The organism is Streptomyces sp. NPDC042201, assembly GCF_055582185.1.
Genome location: NZ_JBVJDS010000008.1, coordinates 212,541 through 233,179, shown reverse-complemented (window position 1 = coordinate 233,179; position 20,639 = coordinate 212,541). Strand labels below are relative to the sequence as shown.

Sequence of the window (20,639 nt, the reverse complement as noted above, 5' to 3'; positions counted from 1 at the left end):
GCGGCGCTCACGCCCGGCGCTGGGCCCTGCTGCGCTGGACCGCGCGGGTGATCACGGGCGGCAGGACATCGATGGCGACGCGCCGGACCCGGGACCGGGCCGACCTGCGCCGGGGCGCCGCGGGGGACGCGACCGGCTCGGGTCCTGGCAGCTCGGCCGGGACCGGTGTCTCCTCCGTGTGGTACTTGGAGAAGGGGAAGTCCGGCGCCGTCATGCCCCGGCTCTTCAGCCGTACGATCCGGTGGCCCGCCGCCTGCTGGACGCTGAGGTCGCAGTCCTCGCGCTCCTCGGCCATGGCGATCAGTTCGTCCTGGATCGGCTCGGGGTCGTCCCAGGTGCCGTACAGCTTCTGGGTGCTCAGACAGATCGGGCGCAGTCCGCGCGTGAGCACCGCCTCCCAGGTGGCGATGGAGACGCCGGGGGTGTGCTCGGAGCGGAAGTCGTCGAGGACGACGATGCCGCCCGGCTTCAGGAGCTCCCGGGCCGCACCGATGTCCCCGTACACGTGCTCGTAGAGATGCGAGGCGTCGATGTGCACGAAACGGCACGACTTCGGCTCGACTTCGCCGGGGATGACGGAGCTGGGCGCCTGGAGCACGCGCGGCAGCTCGTCGTGGAAGGAGAGGTAGTTCCGCTCGAACGCGTCCCGGGTCAGCGTCGGATAGGACTTCGCCGTCTCCGCGCTGTTGGCCAGGTCGGGGGCCTCCGACTCGAAGAGGTCGCAGACGGTGAACCGGTCCCCGTCCCGCAGATGGTGGCCCAGGAAGATCGCGCTCTTGCCCATGAAGACGCCGAGCTCCAGCAGATCGCCCCGCTCGCCTCGGTCTTCCTGACGGGTGAGCAGCCTCTCGAAGAGAACCTGATCAAGAGGGGGGAACCAGCCGCGAACGTCATTGAGTTCACGCGGGCGCGGCTTGTCTTCGTATGCGGTCGTCATGACAGAGAACCCTCACGAGGAAACAGGAATTACTGAAAGTGCGCTTCTGTTATGTCTCTTATGTCTCTTGGGTAGGTCTCTTGGGCTTGTCTCGTGGACTGGATGATCTTCCGCGAGGCGCGGCGGGCGGTTTCCGGCTCACCGCCGCGCGGGAGAACGGGCAGCGCCGCTCTCCATGCGCGGGATCATGTCAGCCCGGCCGGAGAACATGGCGGAAAGTACTTTCTTTTTGGCGAACCGCCCGCTGGAATTCACCTCCCGTCAAGGGAAGATGACTCCGGCGGGAGGCTCCGTACGCGCTACGCAACCGCGCCGGACGGAAAACCGTCTGAACCACAGAACAGCCGCCAACCACAGAACAGCTGCCTTGGGACACGGGAAATACTTGGGGGGACGAGAATGCTCACGAAATCCGGCCTGTGCAGAGGGTTCGCCACGGCCGCCGTGCTGGCCGTGAGCGTCGGCTGTACGGTGCAGCCGGCCAACAGCGGGCCGGTGGCCGACGCCAAGCCGGCCGGCGGCGCGCGTGTCACGCCCACGCCCGAGCCGGCCGAGCCCAGCGAGCCGGCCGAGCCTTCTGAGCCGTCGACCGCGCCGCCGCGGCCCATCGCCGACACCAGGACGACCCCGGCGCCCACCCCGAGCGCGGCGAAGCCCAAGACGCTGATGGCGAGCGGCGCGGAGAGCGAGCAGGTACGGGAGCTCCAGGCCAGGCTGCGCCAGATAGGCCACTTCGACCGCAGCCCCACCGGTTACTACGGCTCCGTCACGGTCACCGCCGTCTCCTCGTTCCAGGGCAAGCGCGGTCTGCCGCGCACCGGCACGACGGACACGGACACCTGGCAGAAGCTGCTCGGGATGACCAGGAAGCCGACGCGCGACGAACTGCGTCCGCCCACCACCAAGCCGGTCGCCAAGCCCGATCCGCGGTGCATGACGGGGCGGGTGCTGTGCATCAGCAAGAACAGCCGCACGCTCTCGTGGATGATCGACGGCACGGTGAAGTCGTCGATGGACGTCCGCTTCGGCTCGCAGTACACCCCGACCCGCGAGGGCACGTTCGAGGTGTACTGGAAGTCCCGGCACCACGTCTCGACGCTGTACGACACCCCGATGCCGTACGCGATGTTCTTCAGCGGCGGCCAGGCGGTGCACTACTCCGCGGACTTCGCGGCCCGCGGCTACTCCGGCGCCTCGCACGGCTGCGTCAATGTCCGGGACGAGAAGAAGATCGCGTCGCTCTTCGGGCAGGTCCGCAACGGCGACAAGGTCGTCATCTACTGGTAGCGGCCGCACGCGGCGCCGGCTCACGGCGCGGAGGGAGAGGTGGCGCGGGCGGGACCGGGGGAACGTGTCCCGCCCGCGCCGATGCGCTGAGCCGAAGGTACGGGGGGAACCTCGGCTCGATGCGCGGCCGATGACCAGTCGGCTCACTCACTACTGCGTCACGGTCCGGAAAAACGTCACACCTGATCTCTGAACGGGGAGAACCAGCAGGTCAGGAGCGGGCGAGGGGCGATATGCCGAGGCTCAGGCCGACGTGCGCGTCCACATCCACGTCTACGTTCAGGTTCAGGTTCACGTCCGCGTCCGCGTCCGCGTCCACGGCACCATCGACGTTCAGGTTCACGTCCACGTCCACGTCCGCGTCCGCGTCCGCGTCAGGGGAAGCGTCGGGCGCCAGGGTCAGCTGAGGCGTGGCCGTCGGCTCGGGCGGCGAGGTCGGCTCGAGTGTCACGGTCGGCGTCGGCGTTGGCGCCGGAGGCTCGAACGGGGACGGCGACCAGGAGATGGGCGGCACGGTCGGGGGCGCGGTGGGCACGCCCGGTGAACCGTCCCCGTCCCCGTCGTCCTTACCGCCCTCGTCCTTACCGCCCTTGTCCCCGCCGCCGCCCTTGCCGTCGCCGGCCAGCAGCCGGCCGCAGAAGCGCTCGACCCCCTGCGGCCCCTTGGCCGCCGACTCCAGCGCGTCCCTGCGCGCCGCGTCGATCTCGCCGCTGAGGTAGTCGCGGCAGGCCTCGACCGTCTTGAGGTACCACGCGCCGGCGTCGTTGTCCGGCGAACCCGGCCGGTCGCCGTGCCCGCTGTCCGGTCCCGCCGGTTCGCCCTTCCCGCGCTTTCCGTGCTTGCCGTCCTGCGCCGCGCCGTGCCCCTTCCCGGGGTCCGCCGCCGACGAGGATTCGGGCGTGGGCTGCCCCGTACCGGCCGGGGCGTCCGACGGACCGGCCGAGCTGCCGCCGTCGGACGAGCCGGATGCGAGCGGTCTCGGAGAAGGGACCGACGAGACGGAGTTCGCCGGCACGGGGTTGTGCTCGCCGCCGAACAGAGAGGGCAGCGCGCCGGCGCCCGTGGCGGCGGCCATCCCGCCCAGCGCGCATCCGGCCACCGCGGCGACGAGTCCCATCCGCACCGGCCGGCCGACCGCCGCGCGCCGGGCCCGGGGCGCGGGAGCGAGCCGTACCGTCCCGAGCAGTTCCCCCGCCCGCATCCGGCCCGCGCGCTCGCCGCCGGCGCTCCTGGCACGCTGAAAGGCAGCCAGGGCGGCCGCCTCGCCCGGGAGTTCGGCATCGTTTGCGTACGTGACGGCCGCCACATCGCGCAAGGCACCGGAGAGCCGTTCCGCCCGGGCGCGGACAGCTTCGTCCGCGGCCTCGACCGGCTCACCGCGCAGCAATCTCTCCGCCGCGTCCTTGTCGAGCCACGCGTCACGCTCGTCGGCCATCACATGTCCTTCTGCGTCCGCAGGCGCGAATGCGTCACACCCGCGGAGGCCGCGGCCTCCGGCCGAGCGCTGCGCTGCGGCGGTACGACGCTGAGTCCCGCGCCCTGACCTGCGGAGGCGTGGACCGGGTCGGCGGCCGTACCCTCGGCAGGTCCCGTATCCCTGGAGTAAGCGGTTTCGCCGGCGCCACCGGAAACGGGTCCGTCTCCCCCGCCACCCGCACCGCACACGACGTCCGAGCCACCGGGGCAGTCGTCCGTACCGAGCAGTTCTGCCAGCCGTTTGAGCCCCCGGTGGGCGGCCGTCCGTACCGCGCCGGGACGTTTCCCCAGCGTCTTGGCCGCGCTCTTCGCGTCGAGCCCGACCACGACCCGCAGCACAACAGCCTCGGCCTGGTCCTGGGGCAACTGCGCTATCAGCGCCATCGTCCGGCCGGTGGCGAGCGCCTCGATGGCCTCGTCCGCCGTGTCCGACTCGGCCGGCTTCCCGGACAGCTCCGTCTCGTCGGCGCCGACCGCGGGGCGCCTGCCCCGCATCCGGATGTGATCGAGGGCACGGTTACGGGCTATCCGGGCGGCCCAGCCACGGAACCGGTCGGCGTCACCGCTGAAGCGGTCGAGGTCGCGGGCGATCTGCAGCCATGCCTCGGAGGCCACGTCCTCGGCGTCGGGTTCGCCGACGAGCGTCCGGATATAGCCCAACAGCCGCGGGTGCACGGCGCGGTACACAGTCCGGAAGGCGTCCTCGTCCCCGTCCTGTGCCGCGAGCACCGCGGCGGTCAGCTCCGCGTCGTCCCCCAGCACTCCCACAACCTGTCCTGAAATCGCGGCTGGTCACTGCCGCGCCGCCCACGCGTTTCTGCACGCTACGGCCTTGTCGGGGGCCGCGTCCATGACTTGTACAACCAGCAACAACTTGCTGACGTTGTGCGGTGTGACAGAAAACGCATCCATGGCGCTGATATGAGTACGGGGCCGCACTGCGGCCCCGGCGGACGGCGACCGGGGCCTCTCCTGTGGGGGGTGGCGGCCCCGGTCGTCCTCCCGATGTCTCCCGTTATGACCTGGGGAGATACGGGCCGCCGCCCGCCGCTGTGACCAATCGCGTGACCAACCGACCCGGCGCTTCATGCGAGGTGCCTCACATTCGCGGAGACCTCCACGGGGTTCTCCCCCGCGTCCAGGTCGTTGGTGACCTTGCTGTGACGCCGGTCGGGGATGCGGAACCGCTCGGGAAGGTCCAGCCTCTCTCTGGCCTGTCGCGCCTTGTCCTGGGACGGGGCAGCCGATCAGTCGCTCGTCGCTCTTTCCCCGCCGCACAAGCTGCATCCTCGACGGGTCCTGGCACGTTTCGGCAAGTTCCTCGCTCCGCAGGTCAGTCGTGGGCAAGCTCTGCCACACAGATCGTCATCGGCGTTCGAGGAGAACCTCATGGCCCTGATCAAGCTCGGCAAAGACCCGGAGAGCCCTAGCGGCGGCTCGCCCACGATCTACCTCGACGAGGAGAAGGACAACTACCTCGTGCAGGGGTGGAAGGTGGAGGACACCGAGCGCCTCGGGCAGATGGACATCCCCGGCCATGAGTCGGTGGTGGAGATCCCCCGGCGCATGGTGCAGTTCTTCCTGGAGATGGAGCAGAGCGCCAAGGACGCCGAACCGGAGGTGAAAGAGGATGACGAGGACTCCGACGTTTGAGGAGCTGTTCCGCGACTGCCAGAGGACGGCTGTCCATCTGGAGATGCGCGACGCGTACATGAAGTCGGACCCGGCCTTCATCGACTGGAAGGCCGGTAAGACCCTCGACCCCGCTGAGCGCTGGGCCAACTGGCACAGCATCGTCACAGAGGCGACCGCACGAGGTGTCGCGGTCCGCCGGGCACGCATCGTGTCGACGCCCGTCAGCGAGTACATCCGGTTCGAGCACGCCGTGACGGACGGGCTGAACATTGCCGCCGGCGAAGACGTGCGCTGGCTCTCGCGTCGCCGAGCGACGGCTGTCGCACTCCCCGGCAACGACTTCTGGCTGTTCGACTCCAGCCTCGTTCTCCTCAACCACTTCGACGGCGAGGGCGAGAACATGGACATGGAACTCACCGAAGACCCAGAGGTGGCGAAGCTCTGCGAATCTGCCTTCGAGGCCGTGTGGACGCGAGCAACGCCACACTCAGAGTTCGAGTTGTCCTGACAGGTCGAACAGCGCCGTCGCGACGACATGACATCGCCATCCTCAAGCGTTCAGGAAGCCCGCAAGGCGCTCGGGAAACGCCTGGCTGAGATCCGGAGCACAGCCGGAATCAGCAAGCGGGAATTGGCCAGACGCTGTGGCTGGCACGAGTCGAAGGCTTCGCGCTTCGAGAGCGGCACCCGTGCGCCCTCGGAACGCGACCTTCGCGATTGGTGCTCTGCCTGCGGGGCGGAGAGCAAGGCCGAAGACCTCATCTCGACAGCCCGCGGAATCGACGGCATGTACGTCGAGTGGCAAAGGATGGAACGCGACGGACTCACGTTGGCGCAGGAGTCGGTTCTCCCCCTGTGGGAACGCACCCAACGGTTTCGCATCTACTCGCCGTGGCTCATCCCTGGCCCGGTACAGACGGCGTCGTACATCACCGCCCTTCTGACTTCCATCCGTGACCGTCGCGGCCTCAAGGACGATGTGCCGGCGGCCGTGAAGGTTCGCGTGGAAAAGCAGAACATCGTCTACGGGAACCACACGTTCGCCATCCTCTTGGAGGAGAGCGCACTCCGGTACCGCATCGGCGGAGCGGACGTGCTGGCAGGGCAGTTGGGATACTTGCTCAGCGTCATGGCGCTGCCCTCGGTGAGCCTCGGGATCATTCCGCAGGATGTCGACCGCACGCTCTGGCCCGTCGAGGGATTCTTCCTGTACGACGACACCACCGTGAACGTCGAGCTGGTCTCCGCACACCTCACCGTCGTACAGGACCACGAACTTTCCATGTATTCGCGGACGTTTGCCGAGTTGAAGGAACTCGCCGTCTACGGCGCGGCAGCAAGGCAGATCATTACGGCTGCGATCGAATCTCTCGGGTGAACTCCGGGCACGTTCCGGCACACTCGTGGAGCCTCGCCTCTCTCCCTTCCTAGCTTGTGCAGCACGGCTCAAATCGTGCTCCGGAGGGGCGAAGCGGTGATGACTGTGGCAAGTACCGGCAAGGCACTGGGAGCAGCCGGAGTAACGGCATTCGCCCCTCCCCCATCGACGTTGAGACAATCTCCTCGCGCACCGATGTCGTGCTCGGGATGCAGATGGCCACCACAACCCACGCAACCAGTAACTCATCTACTGCGGGACTCTCTTGGCGCTTGCTGCCTACATCTTGCTTGTCACCGCACGACACGAGGAGCTTTGCCATGCGCTTCCGGAAGATCCACGGAGCGGGAAACGATTTCGTCCTGTTCTCCGATCTCGAACCGGGCATCGACAAGGACTGGTCGAAGGAGGCCGAGCGCCTCTGCGCCAGACGAACCGGAGTCGGTGCGGATGGCCTGGTCGTCAGCAGCCTGATTGCGAACAGCCCTGCCCTTCTCGAAGTCGGCTGCTTCAACGCGGATGGGTCAATCGCAGCCATGTGCGGCAACGCCTTGCGGTGTACCGCGTGGGCCGCGCACCGTGATCACGGCTTCCAGGAGATGGGCCTCCGCATGGCGGGGGTCACGCACGAAGCGGTCGTCAGCGACGACTCGGTGTGGGTAACGGCCGAGGTCGGCGCGATCCGCCCGCGACGGGTGCAGGCCATGGTCAACGGCAAGCCGACGTGGTTCGACAGTGCGTACACGGGCACCGAGCACGTCGTTGCCGTCGTGGACGACGTTGAGGCCATCGACGCCGTTCTGGTGGGGCGATTGATCCGCCATCACGTCGACCTTGCCCCGCTCGGCACGAACGTCAACTTCGTCCAGGCCGCCGGCAACCAGGCGCTCACGATCCGCACCTACGAACGCGGAGTCGAAGCGGAAACCCTGTCGTGCGGCAGTGGAGCCGTCGCGGCCGTCGTCATCGCCACCATGCGGGGACTCGTTTCTGCGCGCCCCGTCACCGTTCACAACCGCGCCGGGGAACCACTCAGCGTCCGGCCACATAGCGACCGGCCGGAGCAAACGCGATGGGTTGGCGGCCCGGTCACCCACACCTTCGAAGGGTTACTCGCATGAGTCTCTTCCTCAACCCAGGCACGGACCCCACTACGCAGAAGGCCATCCACGACCTTCGCGCCTGGGGGCACAGCCGCCAGGGTCTCGGCGTCGCTCTCATCCACGGCCCGGTCTCGGCCGAGGATCGGCTCTACCACTCGAAGTGCCCCATCGAGCAGCGCTCCGTGACCGCCCTGTCCCAGGCTCTGGACGAGATCGGCGCACGCTGGACTGTGCTCAACCCCTGCGAGCCGAGCTTCATCGAGGAGCTGGCCTCGTACGACGTGGCCCTCTCCAACCTTCACGGCCCGTACGGCGAGGACGGACGCTTGCAGGGCCTCCTCGACTACCTCCGCGTGCCGTACTGCGGGAGCGGGGTCTCGGCGTCCGCAGTGGCCGCCGACAAGATCCTCTGCAAGAGGGTGATGCTCAGTCTCGGGGTGCCCACCCCAGGCTGGTCCGTATGGTCGGGTGGGCCGGCGGCCTGGACCGGGCGGCCCGTGATGGTGAAGCCGCCCTTCGGAGGCTCCAGCGTCGGCATGAGCCTCGTTCGCGAGCAGGCGGACCTCGGACGAGCGCTGACCGACGCGGCCGGCGAAACGGGCGACGACGTACTCGTGGAGGAGTACCTGACCGGCACGCCGCTGACCGTGGGGCTCCTGGAACTGCCGGGCGGCTCCGTCGCCACCTTCCCACCGCTGGCGACGGAAGCCACCGACGCCGAGTTCTACGACGCCGACACCAAGCTCGACGCCGACTCCCGTGGAGCCGTCGCCGTGCAGGTCGCAGACCTGGCACCCAAGGTGCTGAGCGAGATCACCCGGCAGGTCAAGACGCTGTGGGACGGTCTCGGGCTGCGCGGCTCGGCTCGCATCGACTTCATGCTCACCTCGGACGGCCAGCCGTACGTGTTGGAGGTCAACTCCACCCCCGGCATGTCGCGTGTCAGCAACTTCGTGGTGGGCGCCGCTACGCTCGGCTTCACGCACACGGATGTCGTCCTGGCGATGCTTCACGAGGCGCTCGCCCGCCAGCCTTACGATGTCCCCCTGCCCACTCCCGCGTTCCCCAGCACCAAGTCGACTCGGGAGGCTGCCGTCTCACCGTAGGAGCCAGCCCGCTGTGCCGCGCGTCCACGATGTCCCCATGTGCCGACAGCTCATCGACTCCGCCGAGTGGGATCTACACGGAGGCTGGGCCCTCGGGGATCGGATCGCATGGTCCAACCGGGCGTGCGGCCTGGCGTCACTCCGGATGATCTTGCTCGCCTACGGGCGCGAAGCTCCAACGGTTACGGAGCTGCTGAAACTCGCGGAAAAGGACAAGGTCCTGACCCCGCGTGGAGCACTTCACGCGGGGATCGCCAACCTCGCCACCGACCTCGGCGTCCCCTCCCGCGCCGAGCCGATCCCGGCGGGGAACCTCCTCGAACGCCTCGGCCAAGCACCCATGATCGTGTCAGTGACAGAACAGTTCCCCGACGACGGCCGCTCAGGCGGCCACCTCGTAATTCTGCACGGCTACGAGGACGGCCCCGACCCCGCGGTCTTCATCCGAGACCCTTCCGCGTGGGGCCAGACGCATGATCGAGTCCCCCTCAGCCGCCTGTCCCTTTCTTACACGGGCCGCGCGATCACCTTCGCGCCTCTGAACAACGGAGAGTCTTGATGACCGAGGCGGTCGGCGACACGACCGAGGCCGAGGGCGGCCGAAAGATCGCCGTACTCGGGGAGATGCTTGAGCTGGGCGACGGGGCAGCAGAAGCCCACCGCGAGATCGGGCGCTTCGCAGCCGAGAGCGGTGTCGATCTCGTGGTGGCAGTCGGCGGTCCCATGGCGAAGCAGCTCGCCCTCTCAGCGGGCGCGGCAGGCGTTCCGGATATCGCGCTGGTGGGCGACAACACGACCGCTGCCGCCTACCTCGACTCCATCCTCAAGCCCGGCGACGTGGTACTCGTGAAGGCATCGCGCGCCAGTCAGCTCTGGCAGATCGCGCAAGCCCTCACCGGACAACCCATCACCGGCTTCTGAGCCGCCTTCCGCTCGCTCACCCCGTCGCTGTCTCCTGAACCGGCGGGTCGACGAGACCGCTGGGGCATGTCTGTGGCGGCCCCGGTCGTCCTCCCGAGGCCGCCGAGCGGACGCAGCGGTTCGACGGCGGACCGGCCGGAACCGGTCACCTCAGCGGCTCCCGGGATGTCAGCTCTCTGCCCTCGCTCGGCGTGAGACCACCGCGCGCAGTACCCGCTGTCCCTCGGTCGAGTGGTCCATGGCCAGGCGCAGTCCCGGCGCCCCCGGCGTCTCGGCCAGGATCTCCAGGATCCTTATCTGGCGCCGCAGTTCACTGGCGACCAGCGGGCCGACGCCGTACGCGCCCTCGGCCCCGTCCACCGCGTCCGCTACCTCCGCCGTGTCCTCGCGGCAGCGCGCCAGCCGCTCCGCGGCGGCGTCGTTCCCGTCCTCACTCACCGCGTCGAACGTCCGGTGGATCTCCAGCGCGACGACGGAGCAGGTGTCCGCCCAGAGCCGCAGCGGTTCCGCCGACCATTGCGACGGCGCGGAACCGAGCATGGTCCGTACGAGCGCGGTGGCGACGTTCTCGGCGGGTTCCTCGTCGACGGCGTGGTCCAGGGCGACCCTGGCCGCCGCCAGCCGTACGGACCAGTCCTGTTCACCGTCCACGATGCCCGCCCACAGCGGCCGCAGGACATCGGGCTCCTCGGCGAGCAGCGGCAGACACCGGTCGAGGCAGGCGAGCCCGCTCGCGGCCAGACCGCGCTCGTCCGCTTGTGCGATCAGCTTCACCAGGCTCATTCACGTCTCCCGTCGCGGACGCAGTACTGACCCCTACAGCGCCGAACGGCTGGAATACGTCACTCGTAGATCATGCAACCCGGGGCGTTAGGCCAGGAAGGCCCGGTACGCCGGAATTGCCTGCCGCCGAGGAAGGGGAGAAACGGATCTTCGACGAATGAATCCGGCCGCCGACCGCCGGGTGCTGCCCGAGGTCCGGTCCGGCGGGATCGCGCCGGTGGCGTGCCGGACCCGGGCAGCGGCGTCCGCTACAGCGGCGGGGCCGGCGCGAGCGGTCCCTGCGTCGCCTTCAGGTGCTGCATACGCGTCAGCTTCCGTACGAAGAGGATCGCGAGCACGGCGGCCAGCACATCCACCAGGTCCGCGGCGAACAGCACACCCGCCGCCTCCCTGACCGCGTCGGCCTCCTCTGCCTGGTCGTACATACGAGAGCCGTACCGCCCCAGCAGCAGCGTGCAGACCCACGCCGCCCACCAGGCGTTGACCAGTGCGTACGAGACCGGGCGCCGGCTTCCGTCCGGCTCGTCCTGCGTGCTCGCCGCCCAGATGTCGCCCGCGACCCGGCGCGGCAGCCAGAAGTTGCCGAACGGCACGAACCACGAGCCGATGGCCCAGCCGGGCCCCATCCGGTGCCGGTCCGGGGCGAAGACACCCGCGTTCTTGCGCACCCTGACGAACCAGACGATGAAGACGACGGCCGCCGCCAGCAGCGCGAGGAGCTGCGCGACGCCGGACCCGGCGTAGAGCCAGTCGGCCCGGTCCAGGTCCGCGTCGGTGAAGGCCCCGAAGTCCTCGGCCAGGACATCGGACATCAGCCCGTAGACATTGGCTCCGGCAGCCAGCGCGAAGATATCCGCCGCGATGACCGCACAGAGCAGTACGACAACGGCCCGCGACAGCCCGACCGGTGAGGCCAGCTGCGGCGGAGCGACAGCGGGCGCGGCCGGGTAGCCGTACGCGGGCGCAGGCGCGGGCGGGGGCGCCGGCGGCGCGAGGTGTCCCGCCGTCCCGCCCGTCCGCGCCCGCTCGGTGGCACATATGTCGCACAGTCCGTCCGCGGTGACCGCGGCTCGCATACGGCAGTCCGTACACAGCATGGTGTGGAACCCCCCAAGGTTCTTGAACGCGCCCTCCCCGGGCGCCAGCGGAAGATATGTGTCCGCCGCACGCCCTGTCCACAGGGTTCGGCGCGGCGCGCGGTCCGTATCCGCCGCGCGCCGTGCGCCGCCCACCCTCCGCCGCCGACTCCGCCGTCGCCTCAGCCGTTCCCGTCGACCTTCGCGGCGAGCGCCGTGAACCCGCTCCAGCTCAGCGGCGGCTTGCCCGGATCCCAGAGCTTCTGGGACACCGCCGCCAGCGGCAGCCTGATCCCGTTGGCCACCTGGTCCTGGGTCTGCGCGTTCGGGAAGTCGCCCCAGACCGCGAACACTCCGCCCAGGATCTGCTTCGAGTAGCGCGCGGGCACCGCGTTCGTGCCGCGCAGGACCAGCGGGGTCCACTGCTCGTAGATCCGCTGCCCGGTGGGATAGCGGAAGTCGTTGGGCTGGCCGAGCACGTAGTAGAGGTACTCGTCGTTGTAGTTGACCATCGTGCGGCCGGCGCTCAGATACTCCTCCGGCGGCCGCGCCCCGATCTCCTTGCCCGTCCAGTACGCGACCTGCAGGTTCTTGTCGGCCTGGACGGAACCGCCCCTGAAGATGCCGTCGTTCCACACCCTGAGCTGCCGCTTGAACGGACGCATCACCGCGGCGCGGTCATTCGTCCAGCCGGTCGTCAGATCCTGGACGGTGCCCCCGCTTCCGTACTTCTTGACCGCGAGCTGGGCGAGCTTCGGAAAGGACGCCTGGGGGTCCGCGACGACCAGCGCCTGGTACTCGTCCGCGCCGAGATGCCAGTACGGGCCGGGGAACAGCCCGGCGAACTCACGCAGCAGATCGTCCAGGAGCCGCGCGGACGCCGCCTGGGAGATGTCGATCGCGCCGCGCGTGGGCGTGCCGTTGACGTTGCGCAGCTGGAGCGCGGGGTACACCTGCAGCACCGCGCCGAGGTGGCCCGGGTTGTCGATCTCCGGGACGACGTTGATGTGCAGCCGCTTGGCCAGCGCCAGGATGTGCCGCACCTCGGCCTTGGACAGGTGCTGCTTGGAGACGATCTCGGGATGGCTGGTGGACTCGATACGGAAGCCCTGGTCGTCGGAGAAGTGCAGCCCCAGCTGATTGAGCTTGAGGTCGGCCATCTCCCGCAGCCGGTCCTCGATCCAGCCCGGGGTGTAGTACTTGCGTGCGATGTCGAGGTTCAGCCCGCGCTGCGGACGGCCGGGACGGTCCCGTACGACGCCTTCCGGCATCGCGCCGTCGGCGCGCACGGACTGCTTGAGCGTGCGGGTGCCGTAGAAGACCCCGGCCTGGTCGGGACCGGTGATCCGGACCCGGCCGGCGCGCACGCTCAGGGTGTACGACTCCGCCGCGCCGCCCCCGCTCGCGAGGGCCAGCTCGACATCTCCGGCGCGCGCCTTGGCGGTGCCCCGGTAGGCGATCTTCAGCTCCTGGGAGAGCAGCTTGCCCTCGTCGGCGAGTCCCTCGCTGCCGGTCGCGATCACGACCCCGCTCTTCGCGCCGGGCCGCCAGCCGGGACCGCGGGCCGCCTCGTGCGTGCGGACGGAGGGTATGGATCGCGGCGCGACCGAGAGTGCGTACGTCGGTGAGGGGGAGGCCGCGGAGGAGAGGGTGGAGGAACGAGCCGCCGCCGAAGAGGCGGAGGCGGAGGCGGCGGACGCCGACCGCACGTCGTCCGGCGAGCCGACACGCGCGCCCCCGGAGCCGCATCCCACCACGGTGAAGGTGGCGGCCACCGCGACAACCGTGCCCACGACCTGGGTACCCCGGGATATCCACATCACTCAGAAACCTCCCATGTGCGGGGAAAGCGCGGCAAAAGCATGACGCAGTTACGGCGAAGGTCCCACGCCCACGTCCACGGCGCGCGGTGAAACTCTCCCGTCCGGGTGAAAATCGAGCATCCCTGGGACAATTCACTCCAGGCGTCGATACGGTTGCGGCAGATTCATCCGTTCACCGCTCAACCACCGCGTCCGCCATGACGTCTGCCAGGGCGTCTGCCGCATCCGGCACGCCCGGCACGTCCGCCGTCACGTCTGCGCCCCGCGCACGCCGCGTTCGAGGAGCCCATGCTGTCCAGTGCATCCCAGGCCGGCCCTCCGGACGGCCTCCGCCTCCTCAACGCCGCCCCGGCCTGCGCCGCGGAAGCCGCGTTCCTCACGTGCTGCGGCAGCCACCGCTGGGCCCAGCGGCTCGCCGCCCACCGCCCCTACGCCGATCTCGACACCCTGCTCGCCGCGTCCGACGAGGCCAGCTACGACCTCTCGCACGCCGACCTCACCGAGGCGCTCGCCGACGAATCGTCCTCGGGGCCGCCCCACAGCGCCCCGCCCGCGGCCATCACCGCGCTGCGCGCCGCGCACGCCGCGTACGAGAGCAGCTTCGGCCACGCCTTCGTGATCAGCCCCGACGGACACCGGCCGGAGGAGTACCTCGACCACATGCTGGCCGTCATCCGGACCCGGCTCGGCCACGACCCCGACCACGAGCGGGCCGTCGCCGCCGACGAGCTGCGCCGGCTCGCCAGGGGCCGGATCACCCGGCTGCTCGTCCGCCACCCGGGACACGATCCAGGACACGATCCGGGACGCCACCCGGGACACGATCCGGAATACCCCCCGGAAACCGGCCATTCGGGTGATCGAGCGACGATAGGTTCATATGGAATGCAGGGATTTCGGGCACCCCAGTAGCCCGTCCGTGGCTGTTTGATTGCCTGTTTGATCACACCTACGGACCCCGGGCGAACGAACCGACAACTCGTCGCTACGATGGCCGGGGCCGGTGGACCGTACCCGGCCGGGCGCGACCGACACCACTGTGCTTGATTGAGTAGAAGATGGCGGCCGGCCCCGATCACCGCTCCCGGAGGGTTTTTCCGTGCCGGCTGGAACGCTGTACCGCGGCCGGGAAGGAATGTGGTCCTGGGTGGCTCATCGAGTCACCGGCGTCCTCATCTTCTTCTTCCTGTTCGTACACGTGCTGGACACCGCTCTCGTCCGTGTCTCCCCCGAGGCCTACGACGATGTCGTAGCGACCTACAAGAACCCGGTCGTCGCGCTGCTCGAGTACGGCCTTGTGGCCGCCATCCTCTTTCACGCGCTCAACGGCCTGCGTGTCATCGCCGTGGACTTCTGGTCGAAGGGCCCGCGCTATCAGAAGCAGATGCTCTGGAGCGTCATGGGCATCTGGATCGTCCTGATGGTGGGCGCCCTCTACCCCGTGCTCGGCCACGCCGCACGCCAAGTCTTCGGGAGCTGAGTCCGCAATGTCTTCGAACAACGCAGTGGCTGACACCTCTTCCCAGATCAGTCCCGTCGAGGGCGCGAGCCTGTACGACGCCGACTTCCCGGCCCCCCTCATCGAGGCGCCGCGCAAGCGCACCGGCAGGACCCCGAAGTCGACCCGCGGCAACTTCGAGATGGCCGCGTGGCTCTTCATGCGGCTGTCCGGTGTCCTGCTGGTCGTCCTGGTCCTCGGCCATCTGCTCATCCAGCTGGTGCTGGACGGCGGCGTCTCCAAGATCGGCTTCGCCTTCGTGGCCGGCCGCTGGGCGTCCCCGTTCTGGCAGGTCTGGGATCTGCTGATGCTGTGGCTGGCGATGCTGCACGGCGGCAACGGCCTCCGTACGGTCATCAACGACTACGCGGAGCGCACCACGACGCGTCTGTGGCTCAAGGGCCTGCTGTACACCGCCACGGTGTTCACCATCCTTCTGGGCTCGCTGGTGATCTTCACCTTCGACCCGAACATCCGCTAAAGCCGGGGCTGGACGAGACCAATGAAGATCCATAAGTACGACACCGTCATCGTCGGCGCCGGCGGCGCCGGCATGCGCGCGGCCATCGAGTCGACCAAGCGCAGCCGTACCGCCGTGCTGACGAAGCTCTACCCGACCCGGTCCCACACGGGCGCCGCGCAGGGCGGTATGGCCGCCGCGCTCGCCAATGTGGAAGAGGACAACTGGGAGTGGCACACCTTCGACACGATCAAGGGCGGTGACTACCTGGTCGACCAGGACGCCGCCGAGATCCTGGCGAAGGAGGCCATCGACGCGGTCCTCGACCTGGAGAAGATGGGCCTGCCGTTCAACCGGACCCCGGACGGCACCATCGACCAGCGCCGCTTCGGCGGCCACTCCCGCAACCACGGCGAGGCGCCGGTCCGCCGGTCCTGCTACGCCGCGGACCGTACGGGGCACATGATCCTCCAGACGCTGTACCAGAACTGCGTCAAGGAGGGCGTGGAGTTCTTCAACGAGTTCTACGTCCTGGACCAGCTGATCGTCGAGGTCGACGGGGTCAAGAAGTCCGCCGGCGTGGTCGCCTACGAGCTGGCCACCGGCGAGATCCATGTCTTCCAGGCGAAGTCGGTCATCTACGCCTCCGGCGGCACCGGCAAGTTCTTCAAGGTGACCTCCAACGCGCACACCCTGACCGGTGACGGCCAGGCCGCGTGCTACCGGCGCGGACTGCCGCTGGAGGACATGGAGTTCTTCCAGTTCCACCCGACGGGCATCTGGCGCATGGGCATCCTGCTCACGGAGGGCGCCCGCGGTGAGGGCGGCATCCTGCGCAACAAGGACGGCGAGCGCTTCATGGAGAAGTACGCGCCCGTCATGAAGGACCTCGCCTCGCGCGATGTCGTCTCGCGCTCCATCTACACGGAGATCCGCGAGGGCCGTGGCTGCGGTCCCGAGGGCGACCACGTCTACCTCGACCTCACGCACCTGCCGCCGGAGCAGCTGGACGCCAAGCTGCCCGACATCACCGAGTTCGCGCGGACCTACCTGGGCATCGAGCCGTACACGGACCCGATCCCGATCCAGCCGACCGCGCACTACGCCATGGGCGGCATCCCCACCAACGTCCAGGGCGAGGTCCTCGCGGACAACACGACGGTCGTCCCGGGCCTGTACGCGGCCGGCGAGGTCGCGTGCGTCTCGGTGCACGGCGCCAACCGTCTGGGCACCAACTCGCTGCTGGACATCAATGTCTTCGGCCGCCGCTCCGGTATCGCCGCCGCGGAGTACGCCGCGAAGAGCGAGTACGTCGAGCTGCCCGAGAACCCGGCGGAGCTGGTCGAGGCGCAGGTCGAGCGACTGCGCAACTCCACGGGCAAGGAGCGGGTCGCCGACCTGCGCCTGGAGCTCCAGGAGACCATGGACGCCAATGTCATGGTGTTCCGTACCGAGCAGACGATCAAGACGGCCGTCGAGAAGATCGGCGAGCTGCGCGAGCGCTACCTGAACGTGTCCGTCCAGGACAAGGGCCGGCGCTTCAACACCGATCTTCTGGAGGCCGTCGAGCTGGGCAACCTGCTCGACCTGGCCGAGGTGATGGCCGTCTCGGCGCTCGCCCGCAAGGAGTCCCGCGGCGGTCACTACCGCGAGGACTTCCCCAACCGTGACGACGTGAACTTCATGCGCCACACCATGGCGTACCGCGAGGTCGGCGACGACGGCATCGAGTCCATCCGTCTCGACTACAAGCCGGTCGTCCAGACCCGCTACCAGCCGATGGAGCGTAAGTACTGATGGCTACCCCGACCCTGGACCGGGTGGAGGCGGCGTCCGCCGCCTCGCACCTCATCACGGTCACCTTCCGGATCCGCCGCTTCAACCCGGAGGTCTCGGACGAGGCCCAGTGGCAGGACTTCCAGATCGACATCGACCCGAAGGAGCGGGTGCTCGACGGTCTCCACAAGATCAAGTGGGAACTGGACGGCACCCTCACCTTCCGGCGCTCCTGCGCGCACGGCATCTGCGGCTCCGACGCGATGCGGATCAACGGCCGTAACCGGCTGGCGTGCAAGACGCTGATCAAGGACATCAACCCCGCCAAGCCGATCACGGTCGAGCCCATAAAGGGCCTCACGGTCCTCAAGGACCTGATCGTGGACATGGATCCGTTCTTCCAGGCGTACCGCGATGTGATGCCCTTCCTCGTCACCAGCGGCAACGAGCCGACGCGTGAGCGCCTGCAGTCCTCCGAGGACCGCGAGCGCTTCGACGACACCACCAAGTGCATTCTGTGCGCCGCGTGCACGTCGTCCTGCCCGGTGTTCTGGAACGACGGCCAGTACTTCGGTCCCGCCGCGATCGTAAACGCGCACCGCTTCATCTTCGACTCGCGTGACGAGGCCGGGGAGCAGCGTCTTGAGATCCTCAACGACAAGGACGGGGTGTGGCGTTGCCGCACGACGTTCAACTGCACGGACGCCTGCCCGCGTGGTATCGAGGTCACGAAGGCGATCCAGGAAGTCAAGCGCGCGCTGATCACCCGCCGGTTCTGACGGCTCGGCCCTGTCCGGGGCCGTTGCCGCTTCGAGGGCCCGTTTCTGTTCGGTACGCCGTACAGGAGCGGGCCCTTGTTGTGCCAGGATCAATGCAGCCGAGAAGGACCACGGAAAGCGGGGAGAGATGACCGAGCCGAATCCGTACGCGGACGGGGAGTACAACTGGGGGCCGCCGCAGCAGCCGGCACGGCAGCCGGGAGCGACGGGCGCCCCGGGCACTCCGGGCACTCCGGAGTACGACTTCCCGAATCCGACCCTCGCCGACGGCCAGTTGGGCGCGGCGCCCGGCTACGGCTACCCCAACCCGGCTCCCGGGTACGGCTATCCGCAGTCCGGCGCCCCGATGCCCGTACCGGTGGGCGGCGCGGGGGCGCCGCTGGTCTCCATCGGTGACATCACCGTCATGAACGACTCGATCATCACCCCGTCGGGCACGCTGCCGCTCAGGGGCGCGGTGTGGAACGCGACGGACATGTCCCGCACGGAGGAGAAGATCCCGACGCACGCCATCATCCTGGCGGTCGTCTTCTTCCTGTTCTGCCTGCTCGGTCTGCTCTTCCTGCTGATGAAGGAGAAGACGACGACCGGGTTCATCCAGATCACGGTGACCAGCGGCGGCAGGCATCACTCGACCATGGTGCCGGCCACCCACGAGGGAGCCTTCCAGATGATCATGGGGCAGATCTCGTACGCCCGGTCGCTCAGCAGCATGTGAGTGGGGGCGGCGACGGACCGGGTACCGGCACGCCGGGTACGAGGTCCGTCACCGCCTTCGTGACCACCCGTCAGTCAGCGACGCTTTCCGCCGCGCCGGGTACGGGCGGAGCCGGCGGGAACGGGATCCCGGCCAGGACCGGGAGAAGTGACTCCTCCTCGTAGTCGAGGTGCGCCGTCAGCTCCTCGGACATCCGGTCCAGCTCCGTGAGGAAACGCTCCGGGTCGGCGCTGCCGAGGTCGGCCAGCAGGGCGAGCAGCTCGCCCTGGATGCGCGCGACCGTACGGTGTTCGTCGCGCAGCCGGTCGAGGGCGCCGGCCAGGTGGGGATGGTGGACCGCGAGCGCCGGGAAGACATGTGCGTCCTCCCCCGTGTGGTGGAACTCCAGGGACTCGCAGAACGCCAGACAGTGCTGCCGGAGCTGGAGGCCCAGACCCGGCGCCGGCGGTTCGCCGGGGCCCTGGTGGGCCGCCCGCGCGGCGAAGTGGGCGCCGGCCTCGGCGCGTACGGACCGCAGCTGCGCGCGCAGCCAGGTATGGACCTCGATGAGCTTGTCGGCGAGATTGCTGATCTCACGAGGGCCCTGCGCCGCCGCTGATCCCTCCCCCGCCTCTGATCCCTCCCCCGCCTCTGGTCCCTCCCCCACCTCGGGATCGGAGCGTTCCAGGACCACGACCGGCAGGATCCGGGAGGTGTTGGCCTGGTAGTCGGCGTATCCGGGCGCCGCGCGTACCACCCGCGCGAACAGCCGGTCGCGTCGCGCGCCCTCGGCGGGGACCGCGACCGCTTCGAAGACCTCGGTGCCGATCTCCACGCGCACCAAGGGGTGGGCGAGCATGTTGTGGTACCAGGCGGGATGACGGGGCGCGCCTCCGGCGGACCCGACGACGAGCAGCAGCTCGTCGTCGCGGACATAGCCGAGCGGAACGGTGTGCTCCGCCCCCGACTTCGCGCCGGTGGTGGTCAGCAGGAGCAGGTCGCCGCCCTCGAAGGGACCACCGACCTTTCCCGCGTTGGCCCGGAACTCCTCGATGACCGAATGGTTGAAGGACAGGGACATACGGTGTCGGATCTCCAATGACATGGGTGGCCCGGAACTGGACACCGACCGGCATACGGAGCCGTGGACGGTCGCCGGGACAAGGGACTGCGCGCGGACGGCGCGGACGTCAGACGCGTTAGGCGGAGTGAGAACTCATGGCGTCGCCCCTTAATGAAAGGTGCCGCCCACCCACCGACCCACCCAGAGCTCTCTGGTCGGAGTCACGCGACACGCGCACCATTACAGCCACCGGAACGCGGCGTGTCAACGCAGCCTGTCAATGCGGTCGGACGTGGCCCGGCGTGGGCGTCGCGGCGCACGCGATCCCCACTTGAACATGTTCAAAAGTAGGTCTACAGTCCAGGACAACAGCTTTTGAACACGTTCAAAGGGAGGGTGGGGGATGGACCTCACTGTTGTCGCGTATCTGGTCTACCTGGCGATCAGCGTGGCGCTCACCGTGTGGGTGGCCCGGACGCTGAGCCGCAACGGACGCGTCTTTCTCGCCGACGTACTGCACGGGAACGAGAAGCTCGCCGAAGCCGTGAACCACCTGCTGGTGGTGGGCTTCTATCTGGTCAACCTCGGCTTCGTCGCGCTCTATCTGAAGAACGCCGACGCCGTCGAGAACGCCCGCGGGCTCTTCGAGGCGCTCTCGGTGAAGGTCGGCGTCGTCCTGCTCGTCCTCGGGGTGATGCACCTCGGCAACGTGTACGTACTCAACAAGATCCGGCGGCGCGGGATCATGGAGCGCGAGCAGACGCCGCCGGTGCCGCCGCAGGGCTGGACGGGGCCGGTGGACAAGGGTCCGTGGGCCACGCCGGCCACCGGGGTGTGAGCG

The 20,639-nt window shown here is 68.8% G+C and carries 22 protein-coding genes; 15 read left to right on the top strand and 7 right to left on the bottom strand.

Translation table 11 applies throughout. The features are described from left to right. Nucleotides 1–7: 7 nt before the first annotated feature. Nucleotides 8–937 (bottom strand): class I SAM-dependent methyltransferase, encoded by a 930-nt coding sequence (locus ACZ6MZ_RS21215; RefSeq protein WP_469353566.1) that lies wholly within the window; start codon nucleotides 935–937, stop codon nucleotides 8–10. A 399-nt stretch (nucleotides 938–1,336) separates the two neighbouring features. On the opposite strand from ACZ6MZ_RS21215, the gene ACZ6MZ_RS21210 reads away from it, so the two are divergent. Beyond that, the gene (locus ACZ6MZ_RS21210) at nucleotides 1,337–2,224 is read left to right on the top strand and encodes a L,D-transpeptidase family protein (RefSeq protein WP_469353565.1); all 888 of its coding nucleotides are present in this window, start codon (nucleotides 1,337–1,339) and stop codon (nucleotides 2,222–2,224) included. 211 nt (nucleotides 2,225–2,435) lie between these two features. Here ACZ6MZ_RS21210 and ACZ6MZ_RS21205 read toward each other — a convergent pair whose 3' ends face one another. Together ACZ6MZ_RS21205 and ACZ6MZ_RS21200 are read right to left on the bottom strand one after the other, a co-directional pair. Continuing rightward, a complete protein-coding gene (locus ACZ6MZ_RS21205; RefSeq protein ID WP_469353563.1) occupies nucleotides 2,436–3,659 on the bottom strand; it encodes a hypothetical protein in 1,224 nt (407 codons plus the stop codon). Beyond that, nucleotides 3,659–4,462 carry an RNA polymerase sigma factor gene (locus tag ACZ6MZ_RS21200; protein WP_389784146.1) on the bottom strand — a complete coding sequence of 268 codons (804 nt, stop codon included), beginning with the start codon at nucleotides 4,460–4,462 and terminating at the stop codon, nucleotides 3,659–3,661. Before ACZ6MZ_RS21200 ends, ACZ6MZ_RS21205 begins: the two co-directional genes overlap by 1 nt. Before the next feature lie 627 nt (nucleotides 4,463–5,089). Between ACZ6MZ_RS21200 and ACZ6MZ_RS21195 the strand changes: the two genes are divergently transcribed. The 7 genes from ACZ6MZ_RS21195 (at nucleotide 5,090) to ACZ6MZ_RS21165 (ending at nucleotide 9,843) form a co-directional block, all read left to right on the top strand. Continuing rightward, nucleotides 5,090–5,353, top strand: coding sequence for a hypothetical protein (locus ACZ6MZ_RS21195; RefSeq protein WP_469353562.1), 264 nt, complete (start codon nucleotides 5,090–5,092; stop codon nucleotides 5,351–5,353). Continuing rightward, the gene (locus ACZ6MZ_RS21190; RefSeq protein ID WP_469353560.1) at nucleotides 5,331–5,843 is read left to right on the top strand and encodes a DUF6879 family protein; all 513 of its coding nucleotides are present in this window, start codon (nucleotides 5,331–5,333) and stop codon (nucleotides 5,841–5,843) included. Before ACZ6MZ_RS21195 ends, ACZ6MZ_RS21190 begins: the two co-directional genes overlap by 23 nt. Nucleotides 5,844–5,870: 27 nt before the next feature. Then, on the top strand, nucleotides 5,871–6,713 hold the full coding sequence (locus ACZ6MZ_RS21185; RefSeq protein ID WP_469353559.1) for a helix-turn-helix domain-containing protein: 843 nt from the start codon (nucleotides 5,871–5,873) through the stop codon (nucleotides 6,711–6,713). A gap of 320 nt (nucleotides 6,714–7,033) precedes the next feature. Further along, complete coding sequence (gene dapF, locus ACZ6MZ_RS21180) at nucleotides 7,034–7,834, top strand: diaminopimelate epimerase (protein ID WP_469353557.1); 801 nt, start codon at nucleotides 7,034–7,036, stop codon at nucleotides 7,832–7,834. Beyond that, complete coding sequence (locus ACZ6MZ_RS21175; protein ID WP_469353556.1) at nucleotides 7,831–8,922, top strand: D-alanine--D-alanine ligase family protein; 1,092 nt, start codon at nucleotides 7,831–7,833, stop codon at nucleotides 8,920–8,922. Before dapF ends, ACZ6MZ_RS21175 begins: the two co-directional genes overlap by 4 nt. Nucleotides 8,923–8,959: 37 nt before the next feature. Then, nucleotides 8,960–9,481 carry a C39 family peptidase gene (locus ACZ6MZ_RS21170; RefSeq protein ID WP_469353554.1) on the top strand — a complete coding sequence of 174 codons (522 nt, stop codon included), beginning with the start codon at nucleotides 8,960–8,962 and terminating at the stop codon, nucleotides 9,479–9,481. After that, entirely contained in the window at nucleotides 9,481–9,843 is a 363-nt protein-coding gene (locus tag ACZ6MZ_RS21165) for a glutamate ligase domain-containing protein (RefSeq protein WP_469353552.1), read from the top strand. Before ACZ6MZ_RS21170 ends, ACZ6MZ_RS21165 begins: the two co-directional genes overlap by 1 nt. Nucleotides 9,844–10,011: 168 nt before the next feature. On the opposite strand, the gene ACZ6MZ_RS21160 is transcribed toward ACZ6MZ_RS21165, so the two are convergent. The 3 genes from ACZ6MZ_RS21160 to ACZ6MZ_RS21150 form a co-directional block, all read right to left on the bottom strand. Next, complete coding sequence (locus ACZ6MZ_RS21160) at nucleotides 10,012–10,626, bottom strand: hypothetical protein (protein WP_389784048.1); 615 nt, start codon at nucleotides 10,624–10,626, stop codon at nucleotides 10,012–10,014. A 248-nt stretch (nucleotides 10,627–10,874) separates the two neighbouring features. After that, the gene (locus ACZ6MZ_RS21155; protein ID WP_469353550.1) at nucleotides 10,875–11,702 is read right to left on the bottom strand and encodes a DUF4328 domain-containing protein; all 828 of its coding nucleotides are present in this window, start codon (nucleotides 11,700–11,702) and stop codon (nucleotides 10,875–10,877) included. A gap of 182 nt (nucleotides 11,703–11,884) precedes the next feature. Further along, nucleotides 11,885–13,522, bottom strand: coding sequence for a beta-N-acetylhexosaminidase (locus ACZ6MZ_RS21150; protein ID WP_469353742.1), 1,638 nt, complete (start codon nucleotides 13,520–13,522; stop codon nucleotides 11,885–11,887). A gap of 291 nt (nucleotides 13,523–13,813) precedes the next feature. On the opposite strand from ACZ6MZ_RS21150, the gene ACZ6MZ_RS21145 reads away from it, so the two are divergent. From ACZ6MZ_RS21145 to ACZ6MZ_RS21120, 6 genes are all read left to right on the top strand, one after another. Then, nucleotides 13,814–14,437, top strand: a complete 624-nt coding sequence (locus ACZ6MZ_RS21145) for a 2-oxo-4-hydroxy-4-carboxy-5-ureidoimidazoline decarboxylase (RefSeq protein ID WP_469353549.1) — start codon at nucleotides 13,814–13,816, stop codon at nucleotides 14,435–14,437. Nucleotides 14,438–14,624: 187 nt separating this feature from the next. Continuing rightward, entirely contained in the window at nucleotides 14,625–15,005 is a 381-nt protein-coding gene (sdhC, locus tag ACZ6MZ_RS21140; RefSeq protein ID WP_384182336.1) for a succinate dehydrogenase, cytochrome b556 subunit, read from the top strand. A gap of 7 nt (nucleotides 15,006–15,012) precedes the next feature. Further along, nucleotides 15,013–15,504 (top strand): succinate dehydrogenase hydrophobic membrane anchor subunit, encoded by a 492-nt coding sequence (locus ACZ6MZ_RS21135; RefSeq protein ID WP_384182339.1) that lies wholly within the window; start codon nucleotides 15,013–15,015, stop codon nucleotides 15,502–15,504. Between the two features lie 21 nt (nucleotides 15,505–15,525). Next, nucleotides 15,526–17,280 (top strand): succinate dehydrogenase flavoprotein subunit, encoded by a 1,755-nt coding sequence (sdhA, locus tag ACZ6MZ_RS21130; protein WP_384182342.1) that lies wholly within the window; start codon nucleotides 15,526–15,528, stop codon nucleotides 17,278–17,280. Then, complete coding sequence (locus ACZ6MZ_RS21125; protein ID WP_384182343.1) at nucleotides 17,280–18,038, top strand: succinate dehydrogenase iron-sulfur subunit; 759 nt, start codon at nucleotides 17,280–17,282, stop codon at nucleotides 18,036–18,038. The genes sdhA and ACZ6MZ_RS21125 overlap by 1 nt, the downstream gene beginning before the upstream one ends. 127 nt (nucleotides 18,039–18,165) lie before the next feature. Beyond that, nucleotides 18,166–18,756 (top strand): hypothetical protein, encoded by a 591-nt coding sequence (locus ACZ6MZ_RS21120; RefSeq protein WP_469353547.1) that lies wholly within the window; start codon nucleotides 18,166–18,168, stop codon nucleotides 18,754–18,756. 70 nt (nucleotides 18,757–18,826) lie between these two features. On the opposite strand, the gene ACZ6MZ_RS21115 is transcribed toward ACZ6MZ_RS21120, so the two are convergent. Beyond that, nucleotides 18,827–19,816 carry a nitroreductase/quinone reductase family protein gene (locus tag ACZ6MZ_RS21115; protein ID WP_469353546.1) on the bottom strand — a complete coding sequence of 330 codons (990 nt, stop codon included), beginning with the start codon at nucleotides 19,814–19,816 and terminating at the stop codon, nucleotides 18,827–18,829. Between the two features lie 385 nt (nucleotides 19,817–20,201). On the opposite strand from ACZ6MZ_RS21115, the gene ACZ6MZ_RS21110 reads away from it, so the two are divergent. Continuing rightward, nucleotides 20,202–20,636 carry a hypothetical protein gene (locus tag ACZ6MZ_RS21110; RefSeq protein WP_389784034.1) on the top strand — a complete coding sequence of 145 codons (435 nt, stop codon included), beginning with the start codon at nucleotides 20,202–20,204 and terminating at the stop codon, nucleotides 20,634–20,636. The last annotated feature ends 3 nt before the right edge of the window (nucleotides 20,637–20,639 follow it).